This is a genomic window from Modicisalibacter tunisiensis, from assembly GCF_020148005.1.
In the GTDB taxonomy this organism is placed as follows: domain Bacteria; phylum Pseudomonadota; class Gammaproteobacteria; order Pseudomonadales; family Halomonadaceae; genus Modicisalibacter; species Modicisalibacter tunisiensis.
The window spans coordinates 2,555,588-2,577,799 of sequence record NZ_JAGXFD010000001.1 but is presented as its reverse complement, the minus strand read 5'-3'; the positions used below and the strand labels follow the sequence as shown (position 1 = coordinate 2,577,799).

The following is a 22,212-nucleotide window of genomic DNA, read 5'->3' as shown; positions in this document are numbered from 1 at the left end:
CGTCGCGCCTGGTCACGCGTTGTTCAAATTCCGGTCATGAAACTTTCGGCGCCCGTGTTCAGCCCCCTCGGCTGCCGCCCTGGCGAGCAGCAACGCCACGTCATCCCAAAGGCGCCTTGTTGCCGCCCCGAGCCGGCATGACAATTCCCGGTATCGGTTTTGAATGCTATTGTTCTGCGCTGCACAAGAACAGCCGAACGCGCCGGGCCCGCGCCCCGGCGAGGCGCGTCACCGTCATCATCCCGGACAAGAAAAAGGAGGGGAGCATGTCCACGCCACTCTGGCAGCCTTCTCGGGCGGCCATCGAAGCGACCCAGATGCATGCCCTGATGCAGCGCATCAACCACGAACACGACCAGGCGCTGGCCGACTATGCCGACCTGCACGCCTGGAGCGTCGACCACATCGAGGCCTTCTGGCCGATGGTCTGGGAGCTCGGCGAGGTCATCGCCGAGACGCGCGGCGACACCGTCCTGTCGCGCCCGGATGCCATGCCCGGCGCACGCTGGTTTCCCGAGGCCCGGCTCAACTTCGCCGAGAACCTGCTGCGCCGCCGCGACGACAAGCCGGCCCTGATCATGCGCGACGAGCGCGAACGCCGTCGTGAATTGAGCTATGCCGAGCTGCATGAGCAGGTGGCACGACTGGCCCATGCCCTGCGCGGCAGCGGCGTCACCCCCGGCGACCGGGTTGCCGGCTTCGTGCCCAACAGTGAACACGCGATCATCGGCATGCTCGCCGCGGCCAGCCTGGGGGCCGTGTGGTCCTCCTGCTCCCCCGACTTCGGCTTCAACGGCGTGCTCGATCGCTTCGGGCAGATCCAGCCCAAGGTGCTGATCGCCACCGACGGCTACACCTGGAACGGCAAGCGCATCGACACCCGCGAACGGGTCGGCGAGATCAGCCGAGCGATCGACTCCCTCAACCAAGTCGTCGTCTTCCCGTTTCTGAACGACACGCCGGATACCCGCGGCATCGACAAGGCCGTGACCTGGGCGGACTATCTCGACAACGACGCCCGCCGCCTCGAGTTCGAGGCGCTGCCCTTCGATCACCCGCTCTACATATTGTTCTCCTCGGGCACCACCGGGGCGCCGAAGTGCATCGTCCACTCGGCCGGCGGCACCCTGCTCCAGCACATCAAGGAGCACCGGCTGCATACCGACCTGGCAAGCGACGACGTGCTCTTCTACTACACGACCTGCGGCTGGATGATGTGGAACTGGCTGGTGTCGGGACTGGCCTGCGAGGCCACCCTGGTGCTCTACGACGGCTCCCCCTTCGCCCCGGACTCGCGCTCGCTGTGGCGCATGGCCGCCGAGGAACGGGTCAGCGTGTTCGGCACCAGCGCCAAGTACATCGCCACCTGCGAGAAGCACGATCTCGTTCCCGGCCGGGAGCACGACCTCGGCGCCCTGCGCGCGATTCTCTCCACGGGCTCGGCCCTGGCACATGAGTCGTTCGACTACGTCTACCGTGATATCAAGGACGATCTGCTGCTGGCCTCGATCTCGGGCGGCACCGATATCGTCTCCTGCTTCGCCCTGGGCTGCCCGATCCGCCCGGTCTATCGCGGCCAGCTGCAGTGCCGCGGCCTGGGCATGGCGGTCGACGTATTCGATGACGACGGCCGCCCCGTGCGCGGCGAGAAGGGCGAGCTGGTCTGCACCCGGCCGTTCCCCTCGATGCCCATCGGCTTCTGGAACGACCCCGACGGCAAGCGCTATCACGACGCCTACTTCGCGACCTTCCCGGGTATCTGGGCCCACGGCGACTATGCCGAGATCACCCCGGAAGACGGCCTGATCATCCACGGTCGCTCGGATGCGGTGCTCAACCCGGGCGGCGTGCGCATCGGCACGGCGGAGATCTACCGCCAGGTGGAAAAGGTCGACGGCGTGCTGGAGTCGCTGTGCATCGGCCAGGAATGGCAGGACGACATCCGCGTGGTGCTGTTCGTGCGCCTGCGCGAGGGGCTGACGCTCGACGATGCCCTGCGCGAGACCATCAAGCGCACGATTCGCGCCAACACCACACCACGCCACGTGCCCGCGCGAATCATCCAGGTCAGCGACATTCCACGGACCCTGTCCGGCAAGATCGTCGAGCTGGCGGTGCGCAACGTGGTCCACGGCCGGCCGGTCAAGAATCAGGACGCCCTGGCCAACCCCGAGGCTCTCGAACTCTACGAGAACCTGCCCGAACTGCAGCACTGATGCTCGCCCGCCCGGTGTCGCTGCGTGAGTCACCGGCGCTGGGCAGACTTTCCCGGTTCCAGTAGCATGGTCGGCAAGTCATTGACGGAGAATGGCATGTCGACCCTCAAGGGACTCGTCAGCCTCCTGCTGCTCATCACCGGCACGGTCTTCTGGTCGGCGCCGCTCTATGCCTTGGCGCTGGTCAAGCTCGTCACCCCCTCGCGGCGCCTTCGGCGGCGCGTGCTGGCGGGATTGAACCGCATCGCCCTGGCCTGGATCGGCACCAACCTCTGGTGGATGCGCCGCTGGCTGCGCCCGACCCTGGAGATCCACCTGCCCGAGGGCCTGTCGCCCGACCAATGGTGGCTGGTCATCGCCAACCACCGCAGCTGGACGGATATCTTCCTGCTGCAGATGGCGCTGCACCGGCGCATCCCCATGCCGCGTTTCTTCCTCAAGCGCGAACTGATCTGGGTGCCGGTGATCGGTCTGGCCTGGTGGGCGCTCGAGTTTCCCTTCATGCGCCGCTATTCCCGTGATGCCATCGCCCGCAACCCGGCGCTGGCCCGCCGCGATCGCGAGGCGACACAACGGCTGTGCGCGCAGGCCAGGCAGATGCCCATGGCGATCTACAACTTCGTCGAGGGCACCCGTTTCACGCCTCACAAGCAGCGCGCCCAGCAGAGCCCCTACGACCACCTGCTGCGCCCCAGGGCCGGTGGCTGCGCCCAGGTGGTCAACCTGCTGGGCAACCGGCTCAGCGGCATTCTCGACGTGACCCTCGCCTACGCTCGCGAGCGCCCGACCTTCTGGGACTTCCTGTGCGGCCGCGAGGGGCCGGTCAGCGTGGATGTCCGCCGCCACTCCCTGCCCGACTGGATGCGCCAGGGAGATTACCATCAGGACCCGGAGTACAAGGAACGCTTCCAACGATGGCTCAATGCACTGTGGCAGGAAAAGGATCGCCGGCTGGAGCAGCTGGCGCGGCCGGCCTGCGTCACCTCGGCCTCCTGATACTGCTCCTGCTGCTCGCCGGCTGCGCCGGATCGCCCTATGTGAGCGGCGGCAACACCAGGATACAGGCCGGCAACTGGGTCACCATCCGTCCCGGCGACACGCTGGGGGCCATCGCCCGCCAGGCCGGCGTCCCCCTGGTGCGACTCGAGCGCTTCAACCCGGGGGTTCAGGCGCGTCATCTGCGCATCGGCCAGCGCGTCCTGGTCCCCAGCCATCGCGAACGCGCCCCCCGCGGCGGTCCCTACCGCTACCAGATCCGCCCGGGCGATACCTATGCCGGTATCGCCCGCTATTTCGGCACCACGGCCGGGCGCATCGACGCCGCCAACCGCAGCCTGCAGGCCAGCGACCTGCGCATCGGCCGGCTCATCCAGGTCCCCCTGAAAGGAGAGGCGCCACGGCGAGCCCCCCGGGTGGCCCACCGCAAGGCCCCGCCCGCGCGGCCGCTGCCCGATCCGGGCCCGGTCAAGCAGCAGAAGGCCTGGCCCTGGCCGCTGGACGACTACCGCATCGTTCGCCATTTCGGCCGGGACAAGCGCGGCACCCTGCAGCCCATGCTGCTGACCGGACGCCGGGGCGAGGTCGCGCATGCGGTCGCCGACGGTGACGTGCGCTTCGCCAACAGCATGCGCCAGCTGGGCAAGGTCGTGATCGTCCACCATGCCGGCAACCTGCAGAGCGTCTATGCCCTGTGCGGCGAGCTGCGCGTCAGCAAGGGGCAGTCGGTCAAGCAGGGCGCCCCCATCTGCACCGTCAGCCACAGCGCGGTCACCGGCCGCTACGACCTGCTCTTCGACGTGCGCCACGGCGGCAAGCCCATCGATCCCGACAAGGTGCTGCGCTGACCTCATGTCCCATGCACCCCGTACCTGGCAGCGCCTGCTCGCCTCGCCACCGCTCTGGCGACTCGATGACGCCCTGGAGACGGGCCGGCGGGACGCCCTGCTCGACCGGCTCGACCGCGAGATCCCGTGGGAGACGCCCACGCTGACTCTGTACGGACGCCGTCACCCGATTCCCCGGGCCCAGTGCTGGATGGGCGACGCCGAGGCCCGGTACCGCTATTCCGGGACGAGCTTCTCCCCGACCCCCTGGCATCCGGCCGTGCTGGCCCTGTGCGACCAGGTGACGTCTCTGGTTGCCCGACAGCTGCCCGGCGCCACCTTCAACAGCGTGCTGCTCAACCGCTATCAGGATGGCCGACAGCGCATGGGCTGGCACGCCGACGACGAGCCGGAACTGGGCCCGGAGCCGGTGATCGCCGCCGTCAGCCTGGGTGCCGAACGCCCACTGCGGTTTCGCTGGCGCAGCCGTTTGCACGGCCCCTTCAATGTGGCCCAGCCCCACGGCAGCCTGCTGCTGATGGGTCCCGGCGTCCAGGCCCGGCTTCAGCATGCCCTGTTGCCACGCGCCATTCCCGGATTGCGCATCAGCCTGACCTTTCGTCACGTCCTGCCGTCCCCGGCATGACTTCCAACGAAAAGAGGCCGCTTCGTCTGAAGCGGCCTCCGCTGAGGTCAACTATTGTAGATAACGGTATAATACGTTATCCGCGATGGTAACCGGGCGTCACGAAAGGCATCTTGCTGACGGTCATCGGCAGGCGCTTGCCGCGCACCTCGGCATAGACCACGTTGCCAATCTCCGCCGCATCGATGGTGACATAGCCCATGGCCACCGGCTTGCCCACGGTAGGCCCGAAGCCCCCCGAGGTGACGTGGCCAAGCGAGTGACCGGCCTCGTCGAACAGCTCGGCACCCTCACGCACCGGTGCACGCCCCTCGCCCAGCAGGCCGACCCGCTTGCGACGATGGTCGCGCGCCTGCAGCTGATGCAGGATGATGTCGGCGCCGATGAAGCCGGCTTCGCGCTCCCCGCCGGCGCGGCGCGCCTTGCCGATCGCCCAGATCAGCCCGGCCTCGATGGGGGTCGTGGTCTGGTCGATGTCGTGACCGTAGAGACACAGCCCCGCCTCGAGACGCAGCGAGTCCCGGGCGCCGAGACCGATGGACTCGACCTCGGCTTCCGCCAGCAGCCGGCGCGCCAGGCGTTCGGCGTCCTCGGCGGCCACCGAGATCTCGAACCCGTCCTCGCCGGTGTAGCCGCTGCGGCTGATCCATACCGCCATGCCATCGATCTCGAAGCGAGCATGCTGCATGAAGACCAGTTCGCAAGCTGCCGGGCACAATCGCTCCATCACCGAGGCGGCCTTCGGCCCCTGCAGGGCCAGCAGGCCGCGATCGAGCTCCTCGACACTGTACTCGCCACCCAGCCCGGTACGCAGATGGGCGATGTCCTGCGCCTTGCAGGCCGCGTTGACCACCAGGTAGAGGTGATCGCCGGCGTTGACCACCATCAGGTCGTCGAGAATGCCGCCTTCGGTTCCGGTGAACAGGGCGTAGCGCTGCTGCCCAGTCTCGAGGCCGACGATGTCGGCACAGACCAGGCTTTCCAGAGCGCGGGCCGGCTCCGGCCCGCGCACCACGACCTGCCCCATGTGCGAGACATCGAACAAGCCGCACTCGGCGCGGGTATGTTCATGCTCCTTCTTCACCCCGAGCGGGAACTGGACAGGCATGTGATAGCCGGCAAATTCGACCATCTTGCCACCCAGTTCGAGGTGCAGATCGTGCAAGGGGGTACGGTTGAGTTCGGTCATGGGGTTGCTCCACCCTGAGTCATCGGAATGAACGGAATCAGCGATTCAGATCCTCACCCGGCAGCACCGTCTTGCCATCGAAGTAGTCCTTGGTGAGCTTGAAGACCACCGGGGACAGCAAGGCCAGCGCGATCAGGTTGGGAATCGCCATCATGGCATTGAAGACACTGGCCATCAGCCAGACGAAGTTGAGCGGCGCCACGGCACCCGCCAGGATGGCGAGGATGTAGACGACGCGATACACCTTGATCGAGCGCACGCCGAAGAGGTACTCGAAGCACTTCTCGCCGTAGAACGCCCAGCCAAGGATGGTGGTGAAGGCGAACACCGCCAGGGCGAACGAGACCACGTACTGGCCCACGCCGGGCAGCGTGCTGTCGAAGGCCATGGAGGTCAGCGCCGCCCCGGTCTCACCGGAAGTCCAGTCGTTGGTGGTGAGAATCGCCAGCGCGGTGATCGAGCACACCACGATGGTATCCAGGAAGGTACCGAGCATCGCCACCAGGCCCTGACGCACCGGGTTCTTGGTCTGCGCGGCGGCATGCGCGATCGGCGCGCTGCCCAGGCCGGCCTCGTTGGAGAAGACCCCGCGCGCGACACCGAACTGGATGGCCTTGGCCACGGCCGCACCGGCGAAGCCGCCCGCCGCGGATGCCGGCGAGAAGGCATGGCCGAAGATCAGGCCGAGCGCCGAGCCGATCTGGTCGGCATTGATGATCAGCACCAGCACGCCGCAGGCGAAGTAGGCGATCGCCATGATCGGCACCAGCTTGCCCGCCACCTTGGCGATACGCTTGATGCCGCCGAGAATCACCGCGCCGGCCAGCACCATGATCACGATGCCGGTCAGCCAGTGCGGCATGTTGATCGATTCGCCCAGACCGTCGGCCACCGAATTGGATTGCACGGTGTTGCCGATGCCGAAGGCGGCCACGGCACCGAAGAAGGCGAACAGGCCGCCCAGCCAGGCCCACTTCTTGCCCAGGCCGTTGCGGATGTAGTACATCGGCCCGCCGACGTGGTCACCGGCCTCGTCGACTTCCCGGTAGCGCACCGCCAGCACGGCCTCGGAAAACTTGGTCGCCATCCCGACCAGGGCGGTGATCCACATCCAGAAGACCGCACCGGGGCCGCCCAGGAAGATCGCCGTGGCCACACCGGCGATGTTGCCCGTGCCGATGGTCGCCGACAGCGAGGTCATCAGGGCGTTGAACGGCGAGACCTCGCCTTCGCTCTCTTCGCCCTTCGCCGTGCTGCGCCCCTGCCAGAGCAGCTTGAAACCGGTTCCCAGCTTGCGAATCGGCATCACCTTGAGGCCGGCCTGGAGATAGAGCCCCACGCCAAGCAACAGCACCAGCATCAGGGGGCCCCAGACGACCCCCTCGATCGCGCTCAATAGATTGGTCAACGTTTCCACGTCTTGTCTCCCACTTGCGGATTGTTGTTATGCACCCAGGTGCATGGAGTCGCGCCACCCGACGCCCGAACCGGCTCAGCGTCGGATGGCGTTGAACCGCGTACCATAGCGGAACCCACCATGCGCGCTCCAGTAGACCTTAGGAAAAACTGCCCCCGAAGCGACTTGACCGAAGAAAGCCCATGAGGCGACGCCCTCGGTTCAGCAGGGCCTGCCTCCAGCCCCGGAAAACTTGTTTCCTTTAGGAAACTCGCGTCACAATACCCAGCCAGGCGGCTCAACTCAAGCGCAAAGGCCCTTCTGGCCTCCCAGAAGCAGGATAGCCCGGAAAATGCCCAAGGGCCCGCGCCCGTCCCGGAGCCCAGTGCGGCGGGATCGCATTCCGCGCTCCGGGAACTGGACGGCGCCGCCGTTTCTGGCCACCCTAGTGGCACGGTCAGGCTGCCGCGCGCCCCTGCCTCGGTCCGTCGATCCACCGGGATGACAAGATGATCGTCATTGAGGCAGAATCGCGCTACGATTTCCCCCGAGAGAAAACCTTTTTCGTATAGGAAAAATCATGAGCAACGTTCCCGCCAACCTGCGCTATACCAAGAGCCACGAATGGATCCTCGACAATGGCGACGGCACCGTCACCATCGGCATCACCGACCACGCCCAGGAAGCGCTGGGTGACGTGGTCTTCGTGGAACTGCCGGAAGTCGGCCGCGAGCTGGAAACTGACGAGGAGTTCGGCGTGATCGAGTCGGTCAAGGCCGCCTCGGACCTGTATGCCCCGCTCGCCGGTGAAGTCCTGGCCGTCAACGAGACCCTCGAGGACGCGCCGGAAACCGTCAACGAGTCCCCCTACGAGGACGGCTGGATCGCCAGGATCAAGCCCAGCGACGCCACGGTCCTCGACTCGCTGCTGGATGCCGACGCCTACGCGGCGATCGCCGACGCCGAGGACTGAGCCGAACCGGCCTGCCGGCGGCCCGCGGCCGCCGGCGCCATCGATCGATTTCACGCGGGCCTGACCGCCCCGTCACTTCTAGGGTGTTCCATGTCTACAGACAATCGTCGCCTGGCCGAACTGGCCGGCCATGATGCGTTCGTCCATCGTCACAACGGCCCCGGCACCGCCGACGTCGAGGCCATGCTGGCAACCCTCGGCGTCGAGAGCATGCCGGCGCTGATCGACAAGACCATTCCGGCCGGCATCCGCCTGGGGCGGGAACTCGACCTGGACCCGCCGCGCGGCGAGGCCGAGTCACTCACCTACCTGAAGCGCCTGGCGCGCCAGAACAAGGTCTTCAAGACCTACATCGGCCAGGGCTACTACAACACGCACACGCCGGCGGTCATCCTGCGCAACGTGCTCGAGAACCCGGGCTGGTACACCGCCTACACGCCCTACCAGCCCGAGATCGCCCAGGGACGCCTGGAGGGGCTGCTGAACTTCCAGCAGATGGTCATGGACCTCACCGGCATGGACCTGGCCAACGCCTCCCTGCTCGACGAGGCCACCGCCGCCGCGGAAGCCATGGCGCTGTGCCACCGGGCCAACAAGAAGGTCAAGAGCGACCGCTTCTTCGTCGCCGATGACGTCTTCCCGCAGACGCTCGACGTGCTGCGTACCCGCGCCGCCTACCTGGACATCGAGCTGGTGGTCGACGCCGCCGAGCGGGTCGCCGAGCACGAGGTCTTCGGCGCCCTGTTCCAGTACCCGGGCGACACCGGTCGCATCCACGATCTCGGCGCCCTGATCGCCCAGGCCAGCGAGCGGCGCGCCATGACCTGCGTGGCGGCGGACCTGATGAGCCTGGCCCTGCTCAAGGAGCCGGGCGCCCTGGGCGCCGACATCGTGCTCGGCAACTCCCAGCGCTTCGGGGTGCCGATGGGCTTCGGCGGACCGCACGCCGCCTTCTTCGCCGCCACCGACAAGCTCAAGCGCTCGATCCCTGGACGCATCATCGGCGTCTCCAAGGACAGCCGCGGCAACACGGCGCTGCGCATGGCGATGCAGACTCGCGAGCAGCACATCCGCCGCGAGAAGGCGACTTCCAACATCTGTACCGCCCAGGCCCTGCTGGCCAACATCGCCGGCTTCTATGCGGTCTATCACGGCGCTGAGGGCATCCGCACCATCGCCACGCGGATTCACCGCCTGACCTCCATTCTGGCCGAGGGACTGCGTCGCAAGGGCGTCGCCCTGGAGAACACCAGCTGGTTCGACACCCTGACCCTGACCGGCGTCGATGCCGGCAAGATCCACGGCCGTGCCCTGACCCACGAGGTCAACCTGCGCTTCCATGCGGACGGCCGCGTGGGCGTCAGTCTCGACGAGACCACCACCCCGGCCGACGTGGCGGTACTGTTCGATGTCCTGCTGGGCGAAGAGCACGACCTGTCGGTCAGTGCACTGGATGATGCGGTCATCGCCGAAAACCTCGGCGGCATCCCCGAAGGCCAGACCCGCGAGTCGGCCTACCTGACGCACCCCAACTTCACGCGCTATCGCAGCGAAACCGAGATGCTTCGCTACCTCAAGCGCCTGGAGAATCGCGACCTGTCGCTGACCCACGCGATGATCCCGCTGGGCTCGTGCACCATGAAGCTCAACGCGACCAGCGAGATGATTCCCATCACCTGGCCGGAGTTCGCGAACATCCACCCGTTCGCGCCACGCGATCAGGCCGTGGGCTACAAGCAGATGATCGACGAGCTCAGCGCCTTCCTGGTCGAGATCACCGGCTATGATCACATCTCGATGCAGCCCAACTCCGGGGCCCAGGGCGAATATGCCGGCCTGGTGGCCATCCGCCGCTATCAGGCCGCCCAGGGCCAGGGCCACCGCGACATCTGCCTGATCCCCAGCTCGGCCCACGGCACCAATCCCGCCTCGGCGGCCATGGCTCACATGAAGGTCGTGGTGGTGGAGTGCGACGAGCGCGGCAACATCGACATCGACGACCTGCGCGCCAAGGTCGAGCAGCACAGCGAGCGGCTGTCGGCGATCATGATCACCTATCCCTCGACCCACGGGGTCTTCGAGGAAACGGTGCGCGAGGTCTGCCGGCTGGTCCACGACCACGGCGGCCAGGTCTACATCGACGGCGCCAACATGAACGCCCAGGTGGGCATCACCCGCCCCGGCGACTTCGGCGGCGACGTCTCGCACCTCAACCTGCACAAGACCTTCTGCATCCCGCACGGCGGCGGCGGTCCGGGCATGGGCCCGATCGGGGTCAAGGCCCACCTGGCGCCCTTCGTCTCCAATCATGTGGTCACGCCGATCGCCGGCGTACGCGAGGACAGCGGTGCGGTCGCGGCGGCGGCCTTCGGCAGCGCCTCGATCCTGCCGATCTCCTGGGCCTACATCAAGATGATGGGCGCGCGCGGCCTGCGCGAGGCGACCGAGCTGGCGATTCTCAACGCCAACTACATCGCCCGGCGCCTGGAGGCGCACTACCCTGTGCTGTACCGCGGCGTCAACGGCACCGTGGCCCACGAGTGCATCATCGACATCCGCCCGCTCAAGGCCGACTCCGGCATCAGCGAGGAGGATATCGCCAAGCGCCTGATGGACTACGGCTTCCATGCGCCGACCATGTCCTTCCCGGTGCCGGGCACCCTGATGATCGAGCCCACGGAGTCGGAATCGCTCTTCGAGATCGATCGCTTCTGCGATGCCATGATCGCGATCCGCGAGGAAATCCGCCGCGTGGAAGCCGGCGAGTGGCCACAGGACAACAACCCGCTGGTCAATGCGCCGCACACCATGGCGGATCTGATGGATGCGGCCTGGGAGCGCCCCTACGACCGGGAGCTGGGCGCCTTCCCGTCGGAAGCGGTCAAGGCCGCCAAGGTCTGGCCGGCGGTCAACCGGGTGGACAACGTCTTCGGCGATCGCAACCTGATCTGCTCCTGCCCGAGCATCGACGCCTACCGCGACTGATCGGCGTTGCGGTTCACCCCGCCAACGACAACGGCCCCGCTCACCGCGGGGCCGTTTCGTTCCGGCGCCTGCCGGGATCCCTGCGGCCGGCGCGTTATCCCGACCCGCTTGTCACTCAGGTGTCGAAGCCCGGCTCCTCGACCAGCCCGTAGAGCGTATTGCGCCGCTCATCGCGGAAGTCGTCGAGCAGCTGCTGGTAGCGACGCGGCAGCTCGCTGCCCGCCTGGGTGACGATGTACAGCGACTCGTAGACCTGATTGGGCAGGGTCAGCGCCTTGACCTGACGCTGCCAGGGCGAGGTCTCGAGCACCAGTCGCGAGACCACGGTGAAGCCCAGGCCGCGCGCCACGGCATCCAGCACCATGGCCACCTCGTTGGTGAATCCCTGGCGTGGAAAATGGCTCATGGAACGGAACTCGCCGACAAAGTTGGCGCGCAGCAACTGCCCCGCATTGTTGAGGCCGTCCGAGTAGTTCATGAAGCCCAGCGCCATCAATTCCTGCAGGGTGGTACCGGTAAAGTCGGCCGGCACCACCAGGCAAAGCGGCTCCTGATGCCAGGGCTCGTAGTGCAGGTCCGGGTGCTTGACCACCTCGGTGACCACCCCCAGGTCGTGGCGTCCGGCCAGCACGTCCTGCACGATTTCGTGATTGAAGGCGAAGCTGTAGTTGATCGTCAGCCCCGGATACATCTGTTGATAGCCCAGCAGAAAGGGGTAGAACATCAGCCCGACACTGCCGGGCGAGGCGACCCGGCATTCGCCGGAATGCAGCGACTCGTTGTCCAGCGAATGGCGGAAATGCTCGTGCTCGGCGAACAGCCGAACCGCGTAGTCATAGGCCCGGCGACCGGCTTCGGTGAGCGTGAAGCGCCGCCCGTGACGGTTGAGCAGGGGCTTGCCGAGATACTTCTCCAGCTTGCGAATGTGCTGACTGACCCCCGGCTGGGTCATGTCGAGTCGACGCGCCGTGTGCGTGAAACTGCCGGTCTCCACCAGCGTGATGAACGTGCGAAAGTACTGGGCATTGAACATGGAACGGCAGTCCACTCCGAGGGGATTCAGGGGCCGGGGCGCGGCCTCGACGACGACGCCATTCGTCACCGCCGGATTCGACCGGGATGCCGTCGACCGGGATGCCGGAAAAGCTTATCAAAAATGCGCGCCGCCCGCAGCGCTGCGGGGAATCCGGCGGCGTGTTAGCATCGATGTCGGAGGCCTGCCCTTCAGGACACGCCCCCACGCCCGGCCCGCGGGGACACCAGCGCGAGCCCGCTGCGCGACTCGAGTCGCCGCTGGCGCCGGCAAGGCACGATGCTTGACGATGGCATGACAAGGACCCTTCAATGCCCGAAACAATCTCCACCACGATCTCCCCCGAAGGCAGTCTCGAGGTCCTCTCGCAGCAGGAGGTCAATCGGCTGCGCGACACGTCCGCCAACGGCCTGCACGATTTGCTGCGGCGCTGCGCCCTGGCGGTGCTCAACTGCGGCTCGATCACCGATGACGGGCTGGCGGTCATGGAGGCCTTCCACGACTTCGACATCGAGGTCCTGCAGCAGGATCGCGGCATTCGCCTGCGCCTGATCAACGCCCCGGCCGACGCCTTCGTCGACGGGCGCATGATCCGCGGCATCCGCGAGCATCTCTCGGCAGTCCTGCGCGACATCGTCTACGTCTACAATGAGATTCAGCAGCAGCCGCGCTTCGACCTGTCCACCGGCGAAGGCACCACCAACGCCGTCTTTCATATCCTGCGTAACGCCGGCGCTCTCAAGTCATCGCGGGAACCCAGCCTGGTGGTCTGCTGGGGCGGGCACTCCATCTCGCGCGAAGAGTACGACTATACCAAGGACGTGGGCTACCACCTGGGCCTACGGGACCTAGACATCTGCACCGGCTGCGGCCCGGGGGCCATGAAGGGGCCGATGAAGGGCGCCAACGTGGCGCATGCCAAGCAGCGCCGCCGCCAGGGCCGCTACCTGGGTATCTCCGAGCCCGGCATCATCGCGGCCGAATCGCCCAACCCCATCGTCAACGAGCTGGTGGTGATGCCCGACATCGAGAAACGCCTCGAGGCCTTCGTGCGGGTCGGGCACGGCATCATCGTGTTCCCCGGCGGCGTGGGCACCGCCGAAGAGATCCTCTACCTGCTGGGCATCCTGCTGCATCCGGCCAACGCCGACACGCCCTTCCCGGTGATCCTGACCGGCCCCTCGAGCGCCGCCGACTACTTCAAGCGCATCGACGAGTTCCTGCGCTACACCCTGGGCGAGGCCGTCGGCCGGCGCTACCGGATCCTGATCGACGACCCGGTGGGCGTGGCCCGCGCCATGCGCGAGGGCATCGACGAAGTCACCGAGTTCCGCCGGGCCCATCACGACGCCTTCTACTTCAACTGGCGCCTGAACGTGCAGCCGGCCTTCCAGCAGCCCTTCGAGCCCACCCACGAGGCCATGGCGGCGCTCGCCCTGCATCGCCAGCAACCCGTCCACGAGCTGGCCGCCAACCTGCGCCGTGCCTTCTCGGGCATCGTCGCCGGCAACGTCAAGGAGCCCGGGATCCGGGCGATCGAGGCGCGCGGGCCGTTCCGTCTGCACGCCGAGGAGACCCTGATGCAGCGCCTGGATGCGCTGCTGGGCTCCTTCGTCGCCCAGGGCCGCATGAAGCTGCCGGGCAGCAACTATGTCCCCTGCTATACCCTGACCTGACCGCCGCGTGACGCGCCCCTGAAGACGACAGTGCCCCGGCCGACCGGCCGGGGCACTGCATGACGGCGTGGCGCTGCGTGTCAGGCGCGCGCGCGCCGGCGCCAGCCCACGAGGATGGCATAACCCAGCAGACCCAGCGTGGTGCCGTGCGACAGCCACAGCCAGCGCTGGAGGCCGCCCTGGCTCCACTGCAGCACGGCCACCGCGATCAGTCCCGCCGCCAGTGCGACGCCCAGCCGCCGAAACAGCCCCGGCAGACGCTGCCGAGAGGAGGCATCGAGCAGCCGCCACGACAGCAGGGCCACGAGGGCCACCACGCCCAGTGCCACGCCCAGCAGCATGGCACGTTCGGACTGCCCCGCCGCCGTCACGTAACGCGGCAGATTGGCCAGCATGGCGATCGCCACACCCACCAGTACACTGACACGCTCCGGCGTCATCACCCGTTGCTTCACGATGCCCTCCTCAGGCCTGGCGCAGTCCCTGCTCGTCGATCCAGCGCTCGGCCCAGGGCAGCGCCTCGTCATCGGCCATGAAGGTTTCCATGGCATCCACCTCCAGGCGCTCGCCGAGACGCCGGGCACCGTGTTCCTCGAGCAGCGCATCGAGCCGCCGACCGCCGCCGCAGTAGGTGTCACCGTAGGAGCTGTCGCCCAGCGCAATCAGGCCATAACGCAGCTCGGTCAGTGCCGGGTGACGCTCCTGCAACGCCCGGGCGAATGGCGTCAGGTTGCCGGGCAGATCGCCGCTGCCGGTGGTGGACACGCAGAACAGCGCCAGATCGGGCAGCGGCTCCACCAGATCCTCCAGCGTCGGCTGCTCCAGCACGGTGACACTGTAACCGGCATCCTCGAAAAGGGGCTTGACCTGTTCGGCAACATCCAGGGCACCGCCGTACACGGTCCCGACAAAGATCTTCAGCGTAGGCATGTCCGCGACTTGCTTGAGAAATTTGCTCGGATACTAGCATGAATCCGGCATCGACGGCAGGGCGGCCTGCGCGTCCGTCGACGGCTCGTTATACTGGCGATTTGCGCGCTGGAGGACAGGCATGACCCGCATCGTCGAAGCCTGGATCACGCCGGTGATGATCGGCGGCCTGATGCTGTTCATGGGGTTCATCATCTGGGATCTGGCCCGCCGTTCGCGGGCCGGCCGGCTGGGGACCGTGATGCTGTTCGTGGTCCTGGGAGCCGGCCTGGGCGCCTTTCTCGTCAAGACGGTGATCGCCGGGCTGATCGAGGGCGTCGGCCCGTAGCGGGCACGACCGCCCGGCGGCCAGCCCGCGCCATGCGACTCAATCCGCGGGACGCGCCTGGCTGGCCTGCCCCACCTCGCGGGCGACCATCGTCTCGTGCACGTCCTGCAGGCTCGCCGGATGATCGATGGTCGAGGGCACGCCATAGCGCTCGCCGTCGGCGATATTGCGCAGCAGCTTGCGCAGGATCTTGCCGGAGCGGGTCTTGGGCAGGCGCGACACCACCAGCACCTGACGCAGACTGGCGATGGCGCCGATGCGCTCGCGCACGCGTTCGCTCAGGGCCGCCTCCAGCGCCTCGTCGTCGCCGTCGTAGCCATCCTTGGGGATCACCAGCGCGATCGGCACCTGACCCTTTATCGGGTCCTGGATCCCGATGACTGCACACTCGGCCACCGCCGGATGCTCGCCGACCACCTCTTCCATCTCACCGGTGGACAGGCGATGCCCGGCGACATTGATGACATCGTCGGTGCGACCCATGATGAACAGATAGCCCTCCTCATCGAAGTAGCCACCGTCGCCGGTCAGGTAACAGCCCGCGAAGGTGGACAGGTAGGCACGCTGGAACCGTTGCGGATCCCGCCAGATGCCTGCCAGACAGCCGGGCGGCATCGGCTCGCGAATCACCACGCTGCCCTGCTCGTTGGGGGCCGCGGGCTCACCGTGGGGGTCCAGCACCGCCACGGCGTAGCCCGGCACCGGCATGGTCGCCGAGCCCGCCTTGGTCGGCATCGGCTCGAGTCCCTGCAGGTTGGCGGCGATCGGCCAGCCGGTCTCGGTCTGCCACCAGTGATCGATCACCGGCACATCGAGCAGCCCTTCCAGCCAGTAGAAGGTCGGCGGATCGAGCCGCTCGCCGGCCAGGAACAGCGTCCGCAGGCTGCTGATATCGTACTGCGGCAGATGCCGGCCGTCCGGATCCTCCTTCTTGATCGCCCGGAAGGCCGTCGGCGCCGTGAAGAAGACGTTGACCCGATAGGTCTCGATCAACCGCCAGAAGGCACCCGCGTCGGGGGTGCGTACCGGCTTGCCCTCGTAGACCAGGGTCGTGCAGCCATAGATCAGCGGCGCATAGACGATATAGGAGTGCCCCACGACCCAGCCCACGTCGGACGCGGAAAAGAACACCTCACCGGGCGTCATGCCGTAGACGCGTTCCATCGAGTAGTGCAGCGCCACGGCATGGCCGCCGTGATCGCGCACCACGCCCTTGGGCTTGCCCGTGGTCCCGGAGGTGTAGAGGATATAGAGCGGATCGGTGGCCGCCACGGGCACGCAGGGTGCCGGCTGCGCCCTTGCCGCCACATCCGCCCAGTCGTGATCGGTTGCCCCCAGCTCGGCGGGCAGCGACGGACGCTGAAGAATCACGCAGGCGTCCGGCCGGTGCGTACTCTGCGCCAGCGCGGCATCGAGAATCGGCTTGTAGGGCACGACCCGCTCGAACTCGATGCCGCAGGAAGCGGCCACGACCACCCGGGGCTGCGCGTCGTCGATGCGCACCGCCAGTTCGTGCGGCGCAAAGCCGCCGAAGACCACCGAGTGCACCGCACCCAGTCGGGCACAGGCGTACATGGCGACCAGCGCCTCCGGCACCATCGGCATGTAGATCACCACCCGGTCGCCCTTCTCGACCCCCAGGTCACGCAACGCCCCGGCAAACCGCGCGACCTCGTCACGCAGTTCGCGATAGGTCAGCGTCCGTCGCGACTGGCTGACCGGTGAATCCCAGTGGATCGCCGGCTGCTCGCCCCGCCCGTTCTCGACATGATGATCGATGGCCACATGGCAGGTATTGAGGATGCCATCCCCGTACCAGCGGGCATGCCCGTGCTCGTCGTGTTCGAGAACGCGTTCGGGAGGCGTGAACCACGGAATCCGCTGCGCCTGCTCCGCCCAGAAGGCTTCCGGTTGTTCGATCGATCGCTGGTATTCGGCCTGATACGCGCTCATGAAGTTCCTGCCGTGTCGAGAGAATTGGTGTGGCTCGACAGACCGGGAATGTCTGCCGATTGTTGACACTCTAGAACAGTCTCCAGCGTTTACCTTCATACCATCGACTAAAACCGGCCAGGATTGCCGGAAACTTCATCGCCGGGCCGATTGTCACGACAATCTTGTCGACAAGTTGTCAGGCCGATAGTGTCTCCTCAGCCTCCTCCGATGATTTTCCGTTAAATCAATGCCTGTCGGACATTTGCAGCGTGAATGACAATTCACTAAATCAGTAATGAAGGCAGATGCGCCGCTGCCGGGCACAAGCGCCTCGAGGGATCATCCCGCCGTCGAGCCTGCCGCGAAAGCACAATGCACCGCCCGAAGATGCCGCCGACAACAACAAGCGACAAACGTGGCCCGAACCACGCGCAGCACGCGTGACCCGTTATCCCAGGAGATCCCCAATGAGCACTCGTCAGTCAGCCGCCCGGCTGCTTGATCCCGACAGTACGGCGATCACCGACGCTACCAACCTGCTGAAGGCCATGGCCAACGAGAACCGGCTGCGTATCCTGTGCCTGCTCGATGACACCGAGCTGTCGGTCTCGGAACTCAACAAGCGCCTGGCATTGAGCCAATCGGCGCTGTCCCAGCACCTGGCCATCCTGCGTCGAGAGGGGCTGGTCAGCACACGACGTGCCTCCCAGACCATCTACTATTCGTTGCACGGCCATCACGCTCGTGCCCTGGTGGAGACCCTGGCCGGGTTGTTCCCCGGCCGCTGACGCCGCCGGTCAGCGTCGTTGCCAGCGGCTCGCCTCCAGCACTTCATAGAGCCGCTGGACCCCACGCTCGACGCCCTGCGAAACGCCCGCCCCCAACCGCTCGGCCAGACCGCGACGCTGCTCGAGGGCGACATGGAAGACCCGTGCCTCGCGCATGCGCTCGAGCAGGTAGGCCTCGCTGGTGATGACGGCGTCGATCAGTCCGTTCTCCACGGCCTGGCGCCCGTACCAGATTTCACCGGTGGCAATGGCCTCGATATCCAGCGCCGGGCGCCGCTCGGCCACGAAGGCCTTGAACAGTGCGTGCGTGTTCTCCAGGTCCTCGACGAACTTCTCGCGCCCTTCCTCGGTATTCTCGCCGAACACGGTCAGGGTGCGCTTGTAGCGCCCGGCGGTCAGCAGCTCGACATCGATATCGTGGCGCTTGAGCAGACGGTGCAGGTTGGGCAGCTGGGCCACCACACCGATCGAGCCCAGCACCGCGAACGGCGCCGCCTGCAGCCGGTCGGCGCAGCACGCCATCATGTAGCCGCCGCTCGCGGCCACCTTGTCGACACAGACGGTAGTGCGCAATCCGGCATCGCGCAGGCGGTCAAGCTCGGCGGCAGCCAGGCCGTAGGCATGCACCAGCCCGCCGCCGGACTCCAGGCGCACGACCACTTCATCGCCCTGCTCGGCGGCGTCCAGCAGCAGTGACACCTCTTCGGCCAGCCGCTGCGTCCCGGACGCCTTGATGTCGCCATGGAAGTCGATGACCCAGACGCGCTCGGCTGTGGCCCGGGGCGACGCCCTGTGACGCGACTTGTCCTCGCGCCTGAAGGCCTTGTGTGCCGCCCGGCGTGCCTTCCTGTCGAGGGTCGCCAGGTGCAACTGACGCCGCCGGGCGCGATAGCGCGCATTCCACTCCTCGACCCGCAGCCGTGTACGATCCGAGTCGCCGCCACGCCGGCGGAAGGTGACCGCCAGGACGGCCAGCACCAGCACCGCCAGCGTCGCCATCTTGGCCAGGAACAGGCCATAGTGTGCAATCCACTCCGTCACGCTCCACACCTCCTCTGGCAGGCATCCCGCTCCGGAATATCTCCCGCAACGGCACGCTTGATTCAAACATCTGTTTTAAATACGCTACGGGAACGTCATTGCCCAGATCAGGAAGTCTTCATGAGCAACGCCTCTCGCGTCATCGACATGCTACGGTCCCGCTTCGATCCCCAGGCCGCCCGGGGCATGGACGAAACCTTTCAATTCCACATCAGCGATGCCGACGATTATTATCTGACCGTTCAGGACGGCACGCTGGACATCCAGTCGGGAGAACACGACGACCCCTCCGTCACGCTGAGTACCGACAGCGCGACGCTCAAGGGGGTGATGAGCGGTGAGCTCAGCGGCATGCAGGCCTTCATGTCCGGGCGGCTCAAGGCCACGGGCAACATCATGCTGGCCACTCGACTGTCCCATCTGTTCCCCTGAGCGCATTACGGCGTTCGCTACGCAAAGGGCCCCACCGTCAAGGTGGGGCCCTTTGTTTGCGTCTCGTCAGACCGGCACTCGCTCAGTCACGGGAGCCTCAGTCATGGGGGCCATCGTAGCTCTCGACCCGCGCCTTGAGCTTCTGCCCCGGGCGGAAGGTGACCACACGACGTGCCGAAATGGGAATCTCCTCGCCCGTCTTGGGGTTGCGGCCGGGGCGCTCGCGCTTGTCGCGCAGATCGAAGTTGCCGAATCCCGACAGCTTGACCTGCTCGTTCTCGCGCAGGCAACCGCGGATCTCCTCGAAGAACGCTTCCACCATCGACTTGGCTTCACGCTTGGACACGCCCAGCTCGGCATGCAGATGTTCGGCCAACTCCGCCTTGGTCAACGCCCCCATGATCACTCCCTCGTGCAGGATGACGACATCAGCCGCGCAACTCGGCCCCGAAGCGATGCTTCGACTCGGCAACGATCGCCTCGACTAACTGATTGATTTCCTCGTCATTCAGCGTGCGCGAAGGATGCTGCCAGGTCAAGCCCAGGGCCAGACTCTTGTGGCCTTCGGCCACGCCCCTGCCGTGATAGACATCGAACAGGTGCAGGTCGGTCAGCCATTCGCCGGCCTGCTCGCGCAGCGTGTCGAGCAGCGCCTGAACCGGTACCGTCGCCTCCACCACCAGCGCCAAATCGCGGCGCACCTCGGGGAAGCGCGACAGCGGCGCGAAGATCGGCAGCCGCCCCTCGAGCAACGCCGCCTGCTCGACCTCGAACACGAAGACCTCGGCCCGGATGCCCAGCTCATGGCGAACCCCGGGATGCAGCGCACCCAGCCAGCCGACCGGGCGGCCGTCACGCAGGATGCGTGCCGTCTGCCCCGGATGCAGCGCCGGGTGGGTCGCCGGCTCGAAGCGCCAGTCGTCTGCACTGCCACTCAGGGCGAAGAGGCTTTCCAGATCGCCCTTGAGATCGAAGAAATCCACCGTGTCCCGGCCGCCTGCCCACCCCTCGGGGCTGCGCGGGCCGGCGACCAGCGCTCCCAGCATGGGTACCTGCTCGAGCGAATCGAGCTCGCCGCGAAAGACCAGCCCCGCCTCGAACAAGCGCACCCGGCTCTGCTGGCGATTGAGGTTGTGCATCAGCGCCTTGACCAGCCCCGGAAACAGGCTCGCCCGCATCACCGCCATGTCGCTGGAGATGGGGTTGGCCAGGCGCGGCGCCACGGCATCGGGGGCCAGCATGCCCTGCAGGTCGGGCGCTACGAAGCTGTAGGTGATGGCTTCCTGGAAGTCACGGGCCACCAGCTGACGCCGCAGGCGTGCCAGCGGCTGCCGTGCTTCGTTGTCGGCGCTCAGCCCCAACCGCACCGGCGGGCGCCGTGCCGGCAGGCGATTGTAGCCGTGAATGCGCGCCAGCTCCTCGATCAGGTCCTCCTCGATGCTCACGTCGAAGCGCCAGCTGGGCACGCTGACCTGCCAGGCGCCCAGTGCCTCGACCACCGCCGGCATGCCCAGCCGATCGAGGATCTCGACGACCTCCTCGCCGGGCAGCGCCAGGTTCAGGCACTGTTCGATCCGCTCGGCACGCAGGCGCACCCGGCGCGCGGCGGGCAGGTGATCGGGGCTTGCCGTCTCGCTGACCGGGCCGGGGCGACCGCCGGCGATGCGGGTCAGCAGCTCGGTGGCGCGCTCGATCGCCTGCCAGGTCAGTGCCGGATCGACCCCCCGCTCGAAGCGGTGCGAGGAATCGGTGTGCAGCCCGTAGGAGCGCGCCTGACCGGCCACCGCCAGCGGCGTGAAGAAGGCCGACTCGAGGAAGACGTCGCGCGTCGCCCCGTTCACGCCGGAGTGCTCGCCGCCCATGATGCCGGCCATGGCCAGCGGCTTGTCGGCATCGGCGATCACCAGGGTATCGGGACGCAGCGCGATCTCCTGACCATCGAGCAGTACCAGGGTCTCCCCGTCGTGGGCATGACGCACCTCGATCGTCCGGACCAGCTCGGCCAGATCGAAGGCGTGCATCGGCTGCCCCAGCTCGAGCATCACGTAGTTGGTGATGTCGACGATGACGTTGATCGAGCGCACCCCGCTGCGGCGCAGGCGCTCGACCATCCACAGCGGCGTTTCCGCGCCGACGTCGACCCCGCGCACCACCCGACCGACATAGCGCGGACACGCCTCGGGGGCGCTGACCGCGACCGGGAAGGTATCCTCGCAGACGGCCGGCTGCTCGGCGATCGCCGGCGATTCGACGGCCATGCGGTTGAGCACGCCAACCTCCCGCGCCACGCCCTTGAGGCTCAGGCAGTCGCCACGGTTGGGCGTCAGGTCGATCTCGATGGTGTGGTCGTCGAGCGACAGCCAGGCCCGGAAATCGTCGCCGGCCGGCGCGGACGGCGGCAGCTCGAGAATCCCCGGGGAGGTTTCCTCTTCCAGTCCCAACTCGGAGGCCGAGCAGATCATGCCGCGCGACTCGACGCCCCGCAGCTTGGCCTTCCGGATCTTGAAGTCGCCCGGCAGCACTGCGCCGACCCGGGCGAACGGCACCTTCTGGCCGGCGGCGACGTTGGGCGCGCCGCAGACCACCTGAACCGGTTCCCCGGAGCCATCGTCGACACGACAGACGTTCAGCTTGTCGGCATCAGGATGCGGCTCGCGGCTGATGACCTCGGCGATCACGACCCCGCTGAAGTCGCTCGCCACGGGCTCGACGGCATCCACCTCGAGCCCGGCCATGGTGATCTGGTCGGCCAGCGCCTGGGTCGACAGGGCCGGCGACACCCACTCACGCAGCCATTGTTCGGAAAATTTCATCTTGAGAT

At 66.9% G+C, this 22,212-nt stretch carries 19 protein-coding genes; 10 read left to right on the top strand and 9 right to left on the bottom strand.

Annotated elements, in window-relative coordinates; genetic code table 11:
- Positions 1–266 precede the first annotated feature (266 nt).
- The 4 genes from KGQ91_RS12050 (at position 267) to KGQ91_RS12035 (ending at position 4,685) form a co-directional block, all read left to right on the top strand.
- Positions 267–2,216, top strand: a complete 1,950-nt coding sequence (locus KGQ91_RS12050) for an acetoacetate--CoA ligase (protein ID WP_224421063.1) — start codon at positions 267–269, stop codon at positions 2,214–2,216.
- A gap of 96 nt (positions 2,217–2,312) precedes the next feature.
- Entirely contained in the window at positions 2,313–3,212 is a 900-nt protein-coding gene (locus KGQ91_RS12045) for an acyltransferase (protein WP_163648733.1), read from the top strand.
- Positions 3,131–4,060: a murein hydrolase activator EnvC family protein gene (locus KGQ91_RS12040; RefSeq protein ID WP_163648735.1), complete on the top strand. Its 930-nt coding sequence runs from the start codon at positions 3,131–3,133 to the stop codon at positions 4,058–4,060. Before KGQ91_RS12045 ends, KGQ91_RS12040 begins: the two co-directional genes overlap by 82 nt.
- A 4-nt stretch (positions 4,061–4,064) precedes the next feature.
- A complete protein-coding gene (locus KGQ91_RS12035; RefSeq protein ID WP_224421062.1) occupies positions 4,065–4,685 on the top strand; it encodes an alpha-ketoglutarate-dependent dioxygenase AlkB family protein in 621 nt (206 codons plus the stop codon).
- 76 nt (positions 4,686–4,761) lie between these two features.
- Here KGQ91_RS12035 and gcvT read toward each other — a convergent pair whose 3' ends face one another.
- Positions 4,762–5,874: a glycine cleavage system aminomethyltransferase GcvT gene (gcvT, locus tag KGQ91_RS12030; protein WP_224421061.1), complete on the bottom strand. Its 1,113-nt coding sequence runs from the start codon at positions 5,872–5,874 to the stop codon at positions 4,762–4,764.
- Positions 5,875–5,911: 37 nt separating this feature from the next.
- The gene (locus KGQ91_RS12025) at positions 5,912–7,291 is read right to left on the bottom strand and encodes an alanine/glycine:cation symporter family protein (RefSeq protein ID WP_163648740.1); all 1,380 of its coding nucleotides are present in this window, start codon (positions 7,289–7,291) and stop codon (positions 5,912–5,914) included.
- A 559-nt stretch (positions 7,292–7,850) separates the two neighbouring features.
- Between KGQ91_RS12025 and gcvH the strand changes: the two genes are divergently transcribed.
- Together gcvH and gcvP are read left to right on the top strand one after the other, a co-directional pair.
- A complete protein-coding gene (gene gcvH / locus KGQ91_RS12020; RefSeq protein ID WP_163648742.1) occupies positions 7,851–8,243 on the top strand; it encodes a glycine cleavage system protein GcvH in 393 nt (130 codons plus the stop codon).
- A gap of 90 nt (positions 8,244–8,333) precedes the next feature.
- A complete protein-coding gene (gene gcvP, locus KGQ91_RS12015) occupies positions 8,334–11,228 on the top strand; it encodes an aminomethyl-transferring glycine dehydrogenase (RefSeq protein WP_224421060.1) in 2,895 nt (964 codons plus the stop codon).
- Between the two features lie 115 nt (positions 11,229–11,343).
- Here the strand turns inward: gcvP and KGQ91_RS12010 are convergent, their stop codons facing one another.
- A complete protein-coding gene (locus tag KGQ91_RS12010) occupies positions 11,344–12,261 on the bottom strand; it encodes a LysR family transcriptional regulator (RefSeq protein WP_163648745.1) in 918 nt (305 codons plus the stop codon).
- Positions 12,262–12,572: 311 nt separating this feature from the next.
- Between KGQ91_RS12010 and ppnN the strand changes: the two genes are divergently transcribed.
- Positions 12,573–13,937: a nucleotide 5'-monophosphate nucleosidase PpnN gene (gene ppnN / locus KGQ91_RS12005; protein ID WP_263478954.1), complete on the top strand. Its 1,365-nt coding sequence runs from the start codon at positions 12,573–12,575 to the stop codon at positions 13,935–13,937.
- Between the two features lie 80 nt (positions 13,938–14,017).
- On the opposite strand, the gene KGQ91_RS12000 is transcribed toward ppnN, so the two are convergent.
- Both KGQ91_RS12000 and KGQ91_RS11995 read right to left on the bottom strand, forming a co-directional pair.
- Positions 14,018–14,392 (bottom strand): hypothetical protein, encoded by a 375-nt coding sequence (locus KGQ91_RS12000; protein ID WP_224414991.1) that lies wholly within the window; start codon positions 14,390–14,392, stop codon positions 14,018–14,020.
- A 10-nt stretch (positions 14,393–14,402) separates the two neighbouring features.
- Positions 14,403–14,867 (bottom strand): flavodoxin, encoded by a 465-nt coding sequence (locus KGQ91_RS11995; protein WP_163648747.1) that lies wholly within the window; start codon positions 14,865–14,867, stop codon positions 14,403–14,405.
- Positions 14,868–14,988: 121 nt separating this feature from the next.
- Between KGQ91_RS11995 and KGQ91_RS11990 the strand changes: the two genes are divergently transcribed.
- Positions 14,989–15,195, top strand: a complete 207-nt coding sequence (locus tag KGQ91_RS11990) for a DUF2788 domain-containing protein (RefSeq protein WP_163648748.1) — start codon at positions 14,989–14,991, stop codon at positions 15,193–15,195.
- Between the two features lie 39 nt (positions 15,196–15,234).
- On the opposite strand, the gene KGQ91_RS11985 is transcribed toward KGQ91_RS11990, so the two are convergent.
- Complete coding sequence (locus KGQ91_RS11985; protein ID WP_276207481.1) at positions 15,235–17,208, bottom strand: propionyl-CoA synthetase; 1,974 nt, start codon at positions 17,206–17,208, stop codon at positions 15,235–15,237.
- Between the two features lie 389 nt (positions 17,209–17,597).
- On the opposite strand from KGQ91_RS11985, the gene KGQ91_RS11980 reads away from it, so the two are divergent.
- A complete protein-coding gene (locus KGQ91_RS11980) occupies positions 17,598–17,918 on the top strand; it encodes an ArsR/SmtB family transcription factor (protein WP_163648752.1) in 321 nt (106 codons plus the stop codon).
- 9 nt (positions 17,919–17,927) lie between these two features.
- Here the strand turns inward: KGQ91_RS11980 and sohB are convergent, their stop codons facing one another.
- Positions 17,928–18,959: a protease SohB gene (gene sohB, locus KGQ91_RS11975; RefSeq protein ID WP_163648754.1), complete on the bottom strand. Its 1,032-nt coding sequence runs from the start codon at positions 18,957–18,959 to the stop codon at positions 17,928–17,930.
- Between the two features lie 120 nt (positions 18,960–19,079).
- Here sohB and KGQ91_RS11970 point away from each other — a divergent pair, with 120 nt between their 5' ends.
- Positions 19,080–19,391, top strand: coding sequence for an SCP2 sterol-binding domain-containing protein (locus tag KGQ91_RS11970; protein WP_163648756.1), 312 nt, complete (start codon positions 19,080–19,082; stop codon positions 19,389–19,391).
- 97 nt (positions 19,392–19,488) lie between these two features.
- Here KGQ91_RS11970 and ihfA read toward each other — a convergent pair whose 3' ends face one another.
- Positions 19,489–19,791 (bottom strand): integration host factor subunit alpha, encoded by a 303-nt coding sequence (ihfA, locus tag KGQ91_RS11965; protein ID WP_163648758.1) that lies wholly within the window; start codon positions 19,789–19,791, stop codon positions 19,489–19,491.
- Between the two features lie 28 nt (positions 19,792–19,819).
- Positions 19,820–22,204 (bottom strand): phenylalanine--tRNA ligase subunit beta, encoded by a 2,385-nt coding sequence (gene pheT / locus KGQ91_RS11960; RefSeq protein WP_224414993.1) that lies wholly within the window; start codon positions 22,202–22,204, stop codon positions 19,820–19,822.
- Positions 22,205–22,212 lie beyond the last annotated feature (8 nt).